The following is a 12,602-nucleotide window of genomic DNA, read 5'->3' as shown; positions in this document are numbered from 1 at the left end:
TTAATGAATTAAAGGGGATTGGCGGCGGTTGTCAACATCGGCACTCCCGGCGACTTGACGGGTAAATGTGTGAGTGGTTTATTACTCACATGACGACCAAGAGCAGCCGCCGGACCCTGTCGACCGCCGAGGAGCGCCGCGCGACGGTCATGCGGACCGCGATCGACGCCTTCGCGGCGCGCGGCTACTACGGGACGACGACCACCGAGGTCGCCAAGCACGCCGGGATCTCCCAGGCCTACCTCTACCGCCTGTTCCCGGACAAGGAGGCGTTGTTCGTCGCGGTCGTCGACCACTGCGCGCAGCGGATCCGCGAGTGCCTCGCCGACGGCGCGGCGCGGGCGGGGAGCGGCGAGCCGCCGGCGGTGCTGGCCTCGATGGCAGAGGCGTACGCTCGGCTGATCGCCGACAGGGGCCTGCTCATGGTGGTGATGCAGGCCAACTGCGCCGCGAGTGAGCCGGCCATCCGCGACGCGGTCCAGTCGCTCTACGCCCGGCAGGTGGAGTACGTCCGGGCCGCCTCCGGCGCGACGGAAGAGCAGATCCAGGAGTTCTTCGCGCGCGGGTTCCTGTGCAACGCGGTGGTGGCGATGGAGGCGGAGGACATCGACGCGCCCTGGGCGCGCACGCTCGCGCTGGGGCTGCGCCACTACCCGGCGGAATGACGCCCGGCCCACGGCCGCTCGCGCCGAGCGGCCTTCTTTTCGGCCTAAAGAGTGAGTGATTGACCACTCATAGAAGGAGTTATCGATGGACACCAGTAGCCCGGCGACGCGGGCCCCCGCCTCCCGGGTCGGCGTCGGTCCCCTCGCCGTCCTGGCCACGGCGCAGTTCCTCGTCGTGCTGAGCACCTCGATCGTCAACGTCGCGCTGCCCGCGATCCGCTCCGGCCTCGGCATGTCGCCCGCCGCCCTGTCCTGGGTGGTCAACGCGTACCTGCTGGCGTTCGGCGCGCTGCTGCTGCCCGGCGGTCGCGCGGCCGACCTGTTCGGCCGGCGGCGGGTCCTGCTCACCGGCCTCACCGTCTTCGCCCTGGCCACCCTCGCCGCCGGGCTCGCCCCCTCAGCCGCCACGCTGATCGCGGCCCGGGCCGCGCAGGGTGTCGGCGCGGCGCTCCTGGCACCGGCCGCGCTGTCCCTCCTGCTGGTGATGTACCAGGGCTCGGCCCGGGGAACCGCCCTCGGGGTCTGGGGCGCGGTCTCCGGGGCCGGCGGCGCCGCCGGCGTCCTGCTCAGCGGCGTGCTCACCCAGGTCTCCGGGTGGCCGGCCGTCTTCATCGCCACCCTGCCCGTGGCGCTCGCGGTGCTCGCCGCCGTACCGCGGCTGGTCCCGCCGGACGCCGCGCCCTCCACCCGAGCCCGGATCGACCTGCCGGGGACGGCGACCGTCACCGCCGCCCTCGTCGCCCTGACGTACGGACTGGCGACGGGCGGGCGGTCCGGCGGGACCAGCCCCGCCATCGTCGGCGCGCTGACCGCCGGAGTGGTACTGCTCGGTGCCTTCTGGTGGATCGAGCGGCGGTCCCCCGACCCGCTCATCCCGCCGCGGATCCTGCGCGCGGTCGGCCGGGCGAACCTGGTGATGATCCTGCTGGGCGCCGTGTGGGTCGGGCTGTTCTACTACCTCCCCCTCTACCAGCAGCAGGTCCTCGGCTACAGCCCCCTCCTGGCCGGGCTGACCCAGCTGCCGATGGCCGCCGCCATCACGCTCGCCTCCGCGCTGGCCCCGCGGCCGGCCCGGCGGTACGGCCGCAGGGCGACTCTGGTCACCGGCCTCGTCCTCCTGACCGCCGGGCTGGCCTGGCTCGCCCTGGCAGGGGCCGACGCGGGCTTCGTGACCGGCATCCTCGGCCCGTCCGCGCTGATCGGCGCCGGGCTCGGCACGGCCTTCGTCGAACTGACCGCCGCCTCCACCGACGGGGTCACCGGCCGGGACGCCGGACTGGCCGGCGGCCTGGTCAACACCACCCGGCAGATCGGCGGCGCCCTCGGCCTGGCGATCCTCACCGCCGTCGCCACCACCCGTACGGACCAGGTCGCCGCGCACGCCTCGACGCCGCACGCCCTCGCCGCCGGGCACCGCGCGGCCTTCCTCGGAGCAGCGCTGATCGCGGCGCTGGCCGCCCTCCTCTCTCAGACCACCCTCCACAACGCGTCGGCACAGCGCTGACCGCACCTCACGAAAGGGAAGCCATCATGTCCCTCCCCAAGCCGTACATCAACGGCCACTACGCCCCCGTCGCCGACGAGCACACCGCGACCGCGCTGCGCGTCCGCGGCACCCTGCCGCCGGAGCTTTCGGGCCGCTACTTCCGCAACGGCCACAACCCCAGGCCCGGCGTCACCCCGACGCACTGGTTCCGCGGCAGCGGGATGATCCACGGTCTGCGGCTGCGCGACGGGCGGGCCGAGTGGTACCGCAACCGCTGGGTGCGCACCCCGGCGTTCGAGCACGACGCGCCGCTCATGCGGGAGGACGGCTCGATCGACCTCACCGCCAGCGTGGCCGGCACCCACATCATCGAGCACGCCGGCCGGCTCCTGGCCCTCCAGGAGGCCAACCTGCCGTTCGAGGTCACCCCCGAACTCGACACCGTCGGCGCGTACGACTTCGGCGGGAAGCTCACCACGGCGATGACCGCGCACCCGAAGGAGGACCCGGTAACGGGCGAACTGCACTTCTTCGCCTACTCGCCGTTCCCGCCGCACCTGATCTACTACGTCGCGTCCGCCGACGGCGAGCTGATCCGTTCCGAGATCGTCGACGGTGCCGGCCCGTCCCTGATGCACGACTTCGCCATCACCGAGAACCACGTCGTCTGGCTCGACCTGTCCGTCGTCTTCAATCCCGCCGAGCACTCCGGCATCCCGTACCGCTGGAGCGACGCCTACGCCCCGCGGATCGGCGTCATGCCCCGCACCGGCCCCGCCCGTACGACCTGGTACGACGTCGAACCCGGCGCGCTGCTGCACGTCACCAACGCCTCCGAGGACGCCCAGGGACGCATCACGGTCGAGGGCCCCCGCTACGACCGCGCGGACTGGGAGACCAGCTGGAAGTGGTGGATCGGCGCGCCCGGCCACCCCTCCACGCCGCTCACCGGCGCGATCGGGACGCGCTGGACGCTCGACCCGGCCACCGGAAAGGCGACCGAGGAGACCGTCGACGACCTGACCACCGAGTTCCCGACCATCAACGACGAGCGGCTCGGCCGCCCCAACCGGTACGGCTACGCGGTCGCCTTCCCCGGCGCGGGCCTGGACGAGTACGCGCTGGCCAAGTACGACTCCGCGACCGGTGCGCGGCAACTGATGCCGGTCGGCCCCGGCGTGCTCCCCGGCGAGGCGGTGTTCGTCCCGGCCGAGGGCGGCACCGCCGAGGACCACGGCTACCTGCTGACCATCACCAGCGACATCGTCCGCGACACCTCCGAACTCCTCGTCATCGACGCGACCGACCTGAGCCGCGACCCCATCGCGGTCGTCGAACTGCCCCGCCGCGTACCCGGCGGCATCCACGGCTCCTGGATCCCCGACACCGACCTCGCCTGACCCGCCGTACGGGCCGCCCGGATATCGGCCGGGCGGCCAGCCTCCTTCACCTCGGAAAGGTTCATCCCATGGCTGGAATCGACACCACCGCGCCCGTCATCTCCCGGCACGAGACCCTCATCGACGCCCCGCTGCGGACGGTCTGGGAACTGCAGACCGGCATCGGCGACTGGCCGGCCTGGAACCCCGACATCGAGTCGGTCACCGCCGACGGCCCTCTCGAGGCCGGCATGACGTTCGACTGGCGGACGCACGGCCTCGACATCCGGTCGACCGTGCAGGAGGTCGACGCCCCGCACCGCATCGTGTGGGGCGGCCCGTCCGGCGGCATCACGGGCGTGCACGTCTGGACCTTCACCGAGCGACCCGGCGGTGTCCTCGTGCAGACTGAGGAGTCCTGGGACGGCGAGCCGATACGCGCGAACGTCGACGCGATGCAGGCCGCCCTCGACGCCTCGCTCGTCGCCTGGCTCGGCCACCTCCGCACCGCCGCCGTCGGCTCGGCTCGGAGGTCCGCCTGATGTCCCCCGCCATCGGAGTGTTCGATGCAATGCACAACGGTCGGACCGCAGTGCGTCAGCACGACGGCGTGAGCAGGGTCATCGCGGCGTCACTGTCGGGTCGTCGATCCGGATGACCTTGGCGATGAGGCGGGCGGTCTCGGCGATGTCCTCGGCCGGGCCGATCGGCTCGATCTCCGGTGGGGGTATCGGGTCGTCGCGTCTGGCGGGTCGCAGGCCGGGCCAGACCCAGCACCAGACCAGCCGTCCGGCGTCCCCGCGCAGGCGGACCTCCTGGACCAGGCCGTTGCCGACCGTGGTGGGCGTCGCGTCGGCACCGGGATTGCGGACCATGAGAGCGGGCGGAGTCACGGTCACTGTGAAACCGCAGGCGCGGAGTTCGGCTGCCAGACGTTCGAAATGATCTCGCGCAGCGGGCGGTAGGTGGTTCTCGGGCTCAGGAAGTGCATTCATGGATCGGTCCTCCATTACGGGCTGCCGACCAGAAGTCGTTGCAGTGCCCCCGATATGCCCCGGTCAAATGGTGATCTTAGGTTCTCGCCATCGCGGACCTTGATAGTTGAGCAACAATTGAGCTTTCCATCCGGCGGCGGCCTCACAAGGCATGCAGGCATGGAGGTTTCCGATGGGAGTTCCGCAGGCGGTTGGTGTGTTGGGTGGTAGGCATGGATGGTGATCGGTCACCTCCCGCTGGACGAGCAGCTAGCCGCTTTGAAGTCCGCCCTCTCCCGAAACGAGATGCTGCTGGAGGTGCTGCGCGGGACGGCATCCCTGGCATTGCCCGGCTGGTACGTGACGGCGGGGTGCTTGTTCCAGACCGTGTGGAACGTGGTCACGGACAGGCCCCCCACCAGCGGAATCAAGGACTACGACGTCTTCTACTTCGATGACGGCGACCTGTCATGGGAGGCAGAGGACGCAGTGATCACAGCAGGCAAGGAGGTCTTCGCCGACCTGCCAGTCGAGGTTGAGATCCGCAACGAGGCCCGCGTCCATCTTTGGTACGAGCAGAAGTTCGGCGTCGCATGCCCTCCGCACAGGTCCACGGAGTCGGCTATCGACTGCTTCGCGGCGACCACCTGCTGCCTGGGGGTGCGCTTGGAAACGGAGGGCCGGTGGCGCGTCTACGCACCGCACGGGCTCTCCGACGTGTTCAACCTTGTCGTGCGCCCCAATCCGGTGCTCGCCCCGCGGGCGGTCTACGAGACCAAGTCGGACCGCTGGCGGCGGCAGTGGCCGGAGCTGACCGTACTGGACTGGCCATCTGCGCCCACCACGTCAAAGAAGTCCTCATCCTGATGCGCGGAGTCGGCGGAGACAGACGATGCAGGACGCGAGTTCCAGCAGGCCCTGGTGGAGGTCGGCGCAAGATTCATAGCGGACACGGAGTCGTTTGAACTGATGATGGCCGTTGCTTTGTCGCCGGGACCTGCGGCCTAACCCGCGGGCATCGAAATGAGGCTGACGGCTCTGGCGGTGGTGGGCGGTGCACTTAGATGATCGCGAGCAGCCTCACCGCGATTCTGCCCCGAACGAAAGGAACGCGCATGAAACGCGCGCTCGCTCTCACCGTCAGCGCCTTGTCGCTCACCACCGCTGGTCTGATCGTGCCGGCCACAGCCGCTCAGGCCAAAGGTCGCGACTACTGGGTGTGCATGCAGGGGTACTTCTGCCTGGGCGATTACAAGGCCATGAGCCTCCATGGAGCGACCTGGTCCACCGGCCACCTGGGGAAGGGCTGCATAAAAAGCCTCCCCAAGAAAATCGACAACAAGGCGAGCTCGATGGATAACGGCTCCCGCTGGAAGGTGCGGCTCTACGACAAGAAGAACTGCGCCGGCGCATACGGCTACGAGGCGAAGCCGTACAGCAAGGACAAGGACCTGCAGTACAACAAGTTCGGCGTGAACATGAACGACAGGGTGTCCTCCATCAAGTCGTGACACCGGTGGGGTGAGGCGGCAGCGGCCGCCTCACCCCACCCCGGTCATAGAAAGCTCAGCATGTCGGTCCGCCGATGGAGCGCGACTCTGGCGCTTCTTCTTACGACGGCCGTGGGATGCGCGACGCCGAAGACGGCGGCATCACCGGAGCGGCCGAACATCACCGCGGTCCCGGAGCCGGGCGTGGAAGCGCGGCGGCTCACGGTGCCGTTCGACGTCTACGCTTTTTCCCCGGCCGATACGATGACCGTGGAGTCCGCCGAGGCCCTCCTCGTACGTGACTGTATGCGCGGCCAGGGCATGACGGTGGAGGTGCCGCCGCTTCCCGTCGAGGCCGACAGCGAGCCGCCGAACCGCCGCCGCTACGGCGTCATCGAGCCGCGGATCGCCGACCTCTTCGGCTATCACGTGCCGCCCGACGGCCCGTCCGTGGTCGCGTACAAGGACCGGACGAACGCACAGGACAAAGGGCTGTCGCCGAAGGCCCGGGACGCCGAGAAGGGGTGCTCGCAGAAAGCGCAGGACCGCCTGTCGGCGGGGACCCCGAAGGTCGACGACTCCCTGTTCAATCAGCTCATCTTCAAGACCTTCGACGATTCTCAACATGACGGACAGGTGGTCCAGGTCTTCCGTTCCTGGAGTGGGTGCATGGCGGGCGCGGGTTTCCACTACGCGGACCCGCTCGCGGCCATCACCGACGACCGGTGGTCGACGGACAAGCCCTCCCCGCAGGAGATCCGCGCGGCTCAGGCCGACGTGCGGTGCAAAGCGAAGACCGGTCTCGTGGCCACCTGGGCGGCCGTGGAGCAGCGCATCCAGAGCGCGGCCATTCGTGCCCACGCGAAGGACTTCCAGGCGCTGAAGGCCAATAAGGACCGGCAGTTGGCAGCCGCCCGTCGGGTCATCGCTCGCGGCTGACCCAGCGCGAGTCGCGGGCGATGGCCTCACGCCGGCTGATCGCACAGGTCAGCCGGCCGACGCGCCGGGGACTTCATTTTCGCGCGGGGGGCGCTGGGAACATCTATAGTCCTTCGCATGTCGGAGGATCGGGAAGCGTGGGGCACACTGCTCAAGGCCGGTTTCCTGCACGCGCTGCGTGAGGCGCACACGGAGGCGACGCTCGCCGTCTTCGGGGCGATGAGCCGGGCCGCCGGGTTCAAGGAGCGATCGTTCGGCACCGGCGCCTTCGACGTGTTGGAGACCCAGCTCGACCGCGTCTTCCGCGTGGGCGACTTCGCCCCGGACCCCGCCGAGGCCGACGAGGATCCGCTCGCGGCGATGGTGACGCGTCACGATCTGAACGGTTCGCCGGGCTGGCGCTACGGCCGCTATCGGATCCTGCTCAAGCGGCACCGGTTCGGGGCGGCGCGGGCGATCCGCTGGGACCGGGACAGCTTCACCAAGCAGGCGGTCGCGCGGCAGGAGTTCCCCGACGACCCACAGCTGACGCTCGACCTCGGCGTCGGCGCCGTACGCGAGATGGACGACGTGGTGACGCTCGTCCTGGCGCACAGCGCCACCGAGGAGCCGCTGGAGATGGAGCTGTTCGTCGGCCGTCCCCGGCTGAACGCCGACGGCGGCCCGGCGTGGCACTGGCTCCGGCAGCTGACCGACGACACCCTCGGCGCCGACCCGCGCCATGCGCCCGTCCAGTCCACGCTGCCCCTGTGGACCGACGACGAGGCCGACGTTCCCGTGCGACTGCACCCGCGGCGCGCGGTCGGCGGAGACGCGAGTACTGAAACGGCATAGTGAACGACCACACCACCTTCGAGCGTTCGGAGCACACCGCTCGGCGGCTCGCCGAGGCACGGCTGCTCTTCGACGCCGACCGGCTGACCCTGGCGCGGCGTCTGCGCGGCATGCGCAAGAACCAGCTCGCCCAGGCCGTCGGCACCACCCCGACCGCGATCGGCCAGTACGAGGCCGGGGTGCACCGGCCGTCGGAGAAGACGCTGTCGCGTTTGGCGTTCGCGCTGGGGGTGCCCGTGGAGTTCTTCCACGCCGGGCGCGCCGCCGCGTCGCTGGACACCGCGCACTTCCGGTCGCTGCGGTCCACGACCCAGATCGAACGCGACCAGGCACTCGCGTACGGCCGGATCGCGGCCGACATCGTCACCGCTCTCGAAGAGCTGGTCGAGCTGCCCCGGGCCGAGCTGCCCGAGCGACCGGTGTCCCCCGAAGAGATCGCCGGGTCCGGCCCGGTGGAGGCCGCGCGGCTGGCGCGCGAGGCGATGGTCGGCGACACGGGCCCCATCCCGCACCTCGTACGGCTGCTGGAGAAGCACGGCGTGATCGTGCTGGTCCTGCCCCCGTCGACCGAGCGCGTCGACGCGTTCAGCATCGGCGCGCATCCGCGGCCCATGGTGCTGTTCAACCCGGCCAAGGGCGACTACTGGCGCAATCGCTTCGACGGCGCTCATGAGCTCGGCCATCTGGTCATGCACGCCGACGCCGAACCGGGCAGCAAGATCATTGAGGATCAGGCCCACCGGTTCGCGGCCGAGTTCCTCATGCCCGAGGCGGCCATCGCGGACCGGCTTCCCGCCACGGCCGACTGGGCGCACCTCGCCGAGCTCAAGTCGACCTGGGGCGTCAGCATGGCGGCGCTGCTCTACCGCGCGCGCACGCTCGGCATCATGAAGGAGAACACCTACCGGAACGCCATGAGCATGATGAGCGCGCGCGGCTGGCGACGGCAGGAGCCCGGCCCCGCCAGGCCGCTGGAGCGTCCCACCATGCTCACCCGGGCCGTCGAGCTCGTCGCCGACTCCGGCACCGGCCGTGACCTGCTGGCCGACCGCGCGGGCGTCACCCACGCCGACCTCGACCTCCTCGTCCCGAGCCGCGGCCTGCCCGCGGTGGGATGACGGCGCCGGCCGACCGGGCCGGAGTCACTCGTGCGGACCTGGGCCTCCTGGTGCCGCGGCGGTCACTTCCCGCGGTCGGCCGGCCGAGCGTCTCCGCTGCCGGCCCGGCATGAAGATCAACGCCAGGATCGCGCCGACGGCGGCGATGCCCGCGCTGACGGCGAGCATCAGGACGAGGCCGTGCACGAAGGCGTCCCGCACCGAGTGCAAAAGCGCCGCCGACCTGAGGTCGCGCGCAACGGCGACGCCGGCCTGCACGTTCTTCCGTACGGTGGCGCCGAGCGGGGCGGGGAGGCCTGCGGTGTCGACGCGGCCCCGGTAACCGGCGCTCAGGATGGTGCCGAGCACCGCCACGCCGATGGTCGCGCCGACCTGACGCAGCGCCTGGATCAGTGAGCTGCCGATGCCGCTGCGCTCCGCCGACAACGCGGCCAGCGCGGAGTCCATCGCGGCGGGGAACACCAGCCCCATTCCCAGCCCGGCGACCGTGAGCCAGGCGCCGCTCAGAAGGTAGCCGGAGTCGACATCGGTCGCGGTCCCGGCGACCATCCCGGCGGCCAGCAGTACGAGGCCGAAGGCGACGGTCACGTTCGATCCGAAGCGTTTGACGAGCCGGTCGGCCGGACCCGCACCGGCCAGCAGACCCACGACGATCGGCAGCAGGCGGATGCCGCTGCCCTGGGCTTCGGTCCCCGTCACCGCCTGGAAGTACTGCGGCATGGCGAACAGCGCGCCGAACATGGTGAACGACATCACGGTCGCCATCAGTACGCCCCAGTTGAAGGCACGGGACCGGAACACCTCCAGGTCGATGAGCGGATGCACGGTCCTGCCCTCCCACCGGACGAAGAGCAGGCCGATGACCACGCCGGCGACGATCGGCGACCACGACGCCGGTGAGCCCCAGCCCTTCTCTCCCGCCTCGATACAGCCGTACGTCAGGCCGCTCAACGCCAGCGCGGACAGCACGATCCCGGGAAGGTCCGCCGGTCGCGGATCGGCTTCGCGTGACTCGGGCAGTAGCAGCGCGACGCCGATGAAGGCCGCCACGCAGACCGGCACGTTGATCAGGAACACCGATCCCCACCAGAAGTCGTACAGCAGCCGGCCGCCGACGATCGGACCGAGCGGGAAGCTGACGCCCTGGGCGGCCATCGCGACGGCGAGCGCCCGTGGCCGCTCGTGCTCATCGAACAGCACCCGCACCACGGAGATGGTCAGCGGGATCAGGAAGGCCCCGCCGAGGCCGAGCGCGCCGCGACCGATGATCAGCACACCGGGCGAACCGGCGTACGCGCACAGCACGGAGGCGGCGCTGAAGACGACCAGCGCGGCGAGCACCATCCGCTTGCGGCCGTAGCGGTCGCCCAGCAGCCCGGCGGGCAGCATGAACGCGGCCAGCACCAGGTTGTACGCGTCGGCCATCCACTGCAGCGCGCTGGTGGAGGCCCGCAGTTCGGTGGCGAGCGTGGGCAGGGCGATGTTCAGCACCGTCGTGTCGAGCCCCACGACCATGCCGGTGAGGGCCAGGGCTCCGATCGCCCACCATCTCCGGTCACCGAGCCTGCTCATCGCGATCGCCACCTCCCATTGAGAACCTTTATGAGAGTTGACACCGAAAAGATAGCTACTGTCAACTACGAGCCCACTCTCACTAGACGATGTGTAAGCTCCTGGCGAGGTCTCGGTCGTGGGACGGGGATGCGGGGAGACAGCCGGAGGTGGCCGATGACGTCGTCACCCGAGGAGGGCCGGCGATCCCACGAGCCAGCCCGTACGGCCGGCGGGCTGCGGGCGCGGAAGAAGGCCAGGACACGGGCCGCGATCCAGCGCGAGGCGCTGCGGCTGTTCACCGAGAACGGCTACGACGCGACCACCGTCGAGCAGGTCGCCGAAGCCGCCGAGGTGGCCCCCAGCACGGTCTTCCGCTACTTCCCCACCAAGGAGGACCTCGTCATCTCGGACGCCTATGACCCGCTCGTCTACGCGGCGTTCGAGGCCCAACCGCCCGAGCTGAGCGTCGTCCAGGCCCTGCGCGGGGCGCTCCGCTCGACGCTCAACGATCTCTCACCCGAGGAGCTCGCCGAGGGCCGCGAACGCACGGCGCTGATGCTGTCGGTCCCCGCGCTGCGGGGAGCGGGCCTGGGCAACTTCACCGCCACGATGATGACCGTGGCCGATTTGGTGGCCAAACGGATCGGCCGCGACCCGGATGACCCTCGCGTACGCGTCTTCACCGGGGCGGTGTTCGGCGTCATGCTCGACCTGATGCTCCGCTGGGCCGAGGACCCGGAGCTGGATCTGGCCACCGCCCTGGACGAGGCGCTCGCCTTCTTGGAGACGGGCCTCCCGCTGTAACGAGGCCCGTTTTGATCAGGAATGCCGTACGGTCGGCTCTGGCATCTGGACCGTCGACGCCCAGGGGGCTCAGTGTTCCGGCCGTTGTTCCTCATGGTGATCGTTTGCACGGTCGGCGCCGCGGCGTGCAGCTCTCAGACCGACCACCATCAAGCCGCCTCGCCGGCCCCGACCAAGTCGTCCGCCGCGCCGTCGCCGTCGCCGTCGCCGTCGCCGTCCGACACCTGCGCGTCGGCGTCGGACTTCGTCAAGGAGCTGGCCGCCAGTGGCGCGACGGATTTCCGGGTGGACGGCCGGATCGTGTGCGACGGCGGCTGGGCGGCCGCGCACATGAAGAACGTCCGCGGGCTGACCGACCCGAACTGGACGGTGCTCCGGCTGCGCGGCGGCCGGTGGCACCTGGTCACGTACGGGACCGATGGCCTGTGCGACGGGCCGGAAATGAAGTCGGCGCCGGCCAAGGTCAAGAAGGCCCTCGGGCCCTACTGCTGACCGACGGCTCAACGTCCGACATGCGACGGCGTCGGGTCAACAGCGCGCTGTTCGGTTGTGCCGCGCGTCAGCCGATGGTCGTGGTGTCGATGACGAACCGGTAGCGGACGTCGGATGCCAGGACACGCTCGTAGGCCTCGTTGATCTGGTCCGCTGAGATCAGCTCGATGTCGGCGCCGATGCGGTGCTCGGCACAGAAGTCCAGCATCTCCTGTGTCTCGGCGATGCCACCGATCATCGATCCGGCGTAGGAGCGTCGACCGGTGAGGAGGGAGAACACGTTGAGGCTCAGCGGCTCGGCGGGGGCGCCGACGTTGACCAAGGTGCCGTCGACGGCGAGCAGGCCGAGGTAGGCGTCGACGTCGATGCGGGCACTGACGGTATTGACGATCAGATCGAAGCGGCCGGCGAGTCCCCCCAGTCGCCGTTGACGGTGTGGATGTCGGAGTGGCAGATGCCGGCGTACTTGATCTCGATGAGGACGTCGTTCGGGCCGACGTCACGCCGTTCGATGATCGTCGGGGCCAGCAGCTCGTCGGCGGCCGGTGCGGCGCAGGCGTGGACACGCATGAAGATTGCTCCTTTGATCGTGGCCCTCTTTGTCCCCCGGGGTCCTCACGGGGTCGGGAGAGGTGGCCGCCACCCATCAAAGGCGCCCAGGCAGGAGGAAGGCACTGGTCAGCTTCTCGGTCCTCAAAGGGACCGAGCTTGCGGCTAGGGCCTCACTGGCGGTGAGGTGGTCTGCCGCGTCTTGGCCATCAGCCTTCGTGGGCTGGTGGCCGGGACGTGTGACGTCCGCCCCGCATCCCACGCGTTCTGGCCCCTGGAGGCGAGAACGCGGGAAGCGTTCCGGTCCGCGTGCGCAAC

General features: G+C 70.1%; 15 protein-coding genes and 1 pseudogene. 11 read left to right on the top strand and 5 right to left on the bottom strand.

The window, feature by feature from the left end; genetic code table 11:
* Positions 1–89 precede the first annotated feature (89 nt).
* The 4 genes from AB0I04_RS47535 to AB0I04_RS47520 all read left to right on the top strand — a co-directional run bounded on the left by AB0I04_RS47535 (position 90) and on the right by AB0I04_RS47520 (position 4,072).
* Positions 90–665 (top strand): TetR/AcrR family transcriptional regulator, encoded by a 576-nt coding sequence (locus tag AB0I04_RS47535; RefSeq protein ID WP_360900802.1) that lies wholly within the window; start codon positions 90–92, stop codon positions 663–665.
* An 85-nt stretch (positions 666–750) separates the two neighbouring features.
* Positions 751–2,169, top strand: coding sequence for an MFS transporter (locus AB0I04_RS47530; RefSeq protein ID WP_360900799.1), 1,419 nt, complete (start codon positions 751–753; stop codon positions 2,167–2,169).
* 26 nt (positions 2,170–2,195) lie between these two features.
* A complete protein-coding gene (locus AB0I04_RS47525; RefSeq protein ID WP_360900795.1) occupies positions 2,196–3,551 on the top strand; it encodes a carotenoid oxygenase family protein in 1,356 nt (451 codons plus the stop codon).
* 68 nt (positions 3,552–3,619) lie between these two features.
* On the top strand, positions 3,620–4,072 hold the full coding sequence (locus AB0I04_RS47520) for an SRPBCC family protein (protein ID WP_360900792.1): 453 nt from the start codon (positions 3,620–3,622) through the stop codon (positions 4,070–4,072).
* A gap of 78 nt (positions 4,073–4,150) precedes the next feature.
* Here the strand turns inward: AB0I04_RS47520 and AB0I04_RS47515 are convergent, their stop codons facing one another.
* Positions 4,151–4,429, bottom strand: coding sequence for a hypothetical protein (locus AB0I04_RS47515; RefSeq protein ID WP_360900789.1), 279 nt, complete (start codon positions 4,427–4,429; stop codon positions 4,151–4,153).
* Positions 4,430–4,741: 312 nt separating this feature from the next.
* Between AB0I04_RS47515 and AB0I04_RS47510 the strand changes: the two genes are divergently transcribed.
* The gene (locus AB0I04_RS47510; RefSeq protein WP_360900786.1) at positions 4,742–5,371 is read left to right on the top strand and encodes a nucleotidyltransferase family protein; all 630 of its coding nucleotides are present in this window, start codon (positions 4,742–4,744) and stop codon (positions 5,369–5,371) included.
* Here the strand turns inward: AB0I04_RS47510 and AB0I04_RS47505 are convergent.
* A pseudogene (locus AB0I04_RS47505) lies at positions 5,363–5,476 on the bottom strand (IS5/IS1182 family transposase); the annotation flags it as partial. The gene AB0I04_RS47510 and the pseudogene AB0I04_RS47505 sit on opposite strands and share 9 nt — an antisense overlap.
* A 143-nt stretch (positions 5,477–5,619) precedes the next feature.
* Here AB0I04_RS47505 and AB0I04_RS47500 point away from each other — a divergent pair.
* The 4 genes from AB0I04_RS47500 (at position 5,620) to AB0I04_RS47485 (ending at position 8,885) form a co-directional block, all read left to right on the top strand.
* Positions 5,620–6,015, top strand: a complete 396-nt coding sequence (locus tag AB0I04_RS47500; RefSeq protein ID WP_360900783.1) for a peptidase inhibitor family I36 protein — start codon at positions 5,620–5,622, stop codon at positions 6,013–6,015.
* A 60-nt stretch (positions 6,016–6,075) separates the two neighbouring features.
* Entirely contained in the window at positions 6,076–6,933 is an 858-nt protein-coding gene (locus AB0I04_RS47495; RefSeq protein WP_360900780.1) for a hypothetical protein, read from the top strand.
* A gap of 117 nt (positions 6,934–7,050) precedes the next feature.
* The gene (locus AB0I04_RS47490) at positions 7,051–7,767 is read left to right on the top strand and encodes a hypothetical protein (RefSeq protein WP_360900777.1); all 717 of its coding nucleotides are present in this window, start codon (positions 7,051–7,053) and stop codon (positions 7,765–7,767) included.
* Complete coding sequence (locus tag AB0I04_RS47485; RefSeq protein ID WP_360900774.1) at positions 7,767–8,885, top strand: ImmA/IrrE family metallo-endopeptidase; 1,119 nt, start codon at positions 7,767–7,769, stop codon at positions 8,883–8,885. The genes AB0I04_RS47490 and AB0I04_RS47485 overlap by 1 nt, the downstream gene beginning before the upstream one ends.
* Before the next feature lie 24 nt (positions 8,886–8,909).
* Here the strand turns inward: AB0I04_RS47485 and AB0I04_RS47480 are convergent, their stop codons facing one another.
* The gene (locus AB0I04_RS47480; RefSeq protein ID WP_360900771.1) at positions 8,910–10,457 is read right to left on the bottom strand and encodes an MFS transporter; all 1,548 of its coding nucleotides are present in this window, start codon (positions 10,455–10,457) and stop codon (positions 8,910–8,912) included.
* A 156-nt stretch (positions 10,458–10,613) separates the two neighbouring features.
* On the opposite strand from AB0I04_RS47480, the gene AB0I04_RS47475 reads away from it, so the two are divergent.
* A complete protein-coding gene (locus tag AB0I04_RS47475) occupies positions 10,614–11,243 on the top strand; it encodes a TetR family transcriptional regulator (RefSeq protein WP_360900768.1) in 630 nt (209 codons plus the stop codon).
* A 72-nt stretch (positions 11,244–11,315) separates the two neighbouring features.
* Positions 11,316–11,735 carry a hypothetical protein gene (locus tag AB0I04_RS47470; RefSeq protein ID WP_360900765.1) on the top strand — a complete coding sequence of 140 codons (420 nt, stop codon included), beginning with the start codon at positions 11,316–11,318 and terminating at the stop codon, positions 11,733–11,735.
* 67 nt (positions 11,736–11,802) lie between these two features.
* On the opposite strand, the gene AB0I04_RS47465 is transcribed toward AB0I04_RS47470, so the two are convergent.
* A complete protein-coding gene (locus AB0I04_RS47465; RefSeq protein ID WP_360900917.1) occupies positions 11,803–12,102 on the bottom strand; it encodes a zinc-binding dehydrogenase in 300 nt (99 codons plus the stop codon).
* Between the two features lie 23 nt (positions 12,103–12,125).
* Positions 12,126–12,305 (bottom strand): alcohol dehydrogenase catalytic domain-containing protein, encoded by a 180-nt coding sequence (locus AB0I04_RS47460; protein WP_360900762.1) that lies wholly within the window; start codon positions 12,303–12,305, stop codon positions 12,126–12,128.
* Positions 12,306–12,602: the final 297 nt, after the last annotated feature.

The organism is Actinoallomurus sp. NPDC050550, from assembly GCF_040655075.1.
In the GTDB taxonomy this organism is placed as follows: domain Bacteria; phylum Actinomycetota; class Actinomycetes; order Streptosporangiales; family Streptosporangiaceae; genus Actinoallomurus.
The sequence above is the reverse complement of the archived record's forward strand: the minus strand, read 5'-3'. Positions and strand labels throughout refer to the sequence as shown.

Bases quoted from the DNA above. Each gene is read 5' to 3' on its own strand.
- AB0I04_RS47535 (WP_360900802.1), top strand. From the start codon at position 90: ATGACGACCAAGAGCAGCCGCCGGACCCTGTCGACCGCCGAGGAGCGC.
- AB0I04_RS47530 (WP_360900799.1), top strand. From the start codon at position 751: ATGGACACCAGTAGCCCGGCGACGCGGGCCCCCGCCTCCCGGGTCGGC.
- AB0I04_RS47525 (WP_360900795.1), top strand. From the start codon at position 2,196: ATGTCCCTCCCCAAGCCGTACATCAACGGCCACTACGCCCCCGTCGCC.
- AB0I04_RS47520 (WP_360900792.1), top strand. From the start codon at position 3,620: ATGGCTGGAATCGACACCACCGCGCCCGTCATCTCCCGGCACGAGACC.
- AB0I04_RS47510 (WP_360900786.1), top strand. From the start codon at position 4,742: ATGGTGATCGGTCACCTCCCGCTGGACGAGCAGCTAGCCGCTTTGAAG.
- AB0I04_RS47500 (WP_360900783.1), top strand. From the start codon at position 5,620: ATGAAACGCGCGCTCGCTCTCACCGTCAGCGCCTTGTCGCTCACCACC.
- AB0I04_RS47495 (WP_360900780.1), top strand. From the start codon at position 6,076: ATGTCGGTCCGCCGATGGAGCGCGACTCTGGCGCTTCTTCTTACGACG.
- AB0I04_RS47490 (WP_360900777.1), top strand. From the start codon at position 7,051: ATGTCGGAGGATCGGGAAGCGTGGGGCACACTGCTCAAGGCCGGTTTC.
- AB0I04_RS47480 (WP_360900771.1), bottom strand. From the start codon at position 10,457: ATGAGCAGGCTCGGTGACCGGAGATGGTGGGCGATCGGAGCCCTGGCC.
- AB0I04_RS47475 (WP_360900768.1), top strand. From the start codon at position 10,614: ATGACGTCGTCACCCGAGGAGGGCCGGCGATCCCACGAGCCAGCCCGT.
- AB0I04_RS47460 (WP_360900762.1), bottom strand. From the start codon at position 12,305: ATGCGTGTCCACGCCTGCGCCGCACCGGCCGCCGACGAGCTGCTGGCC.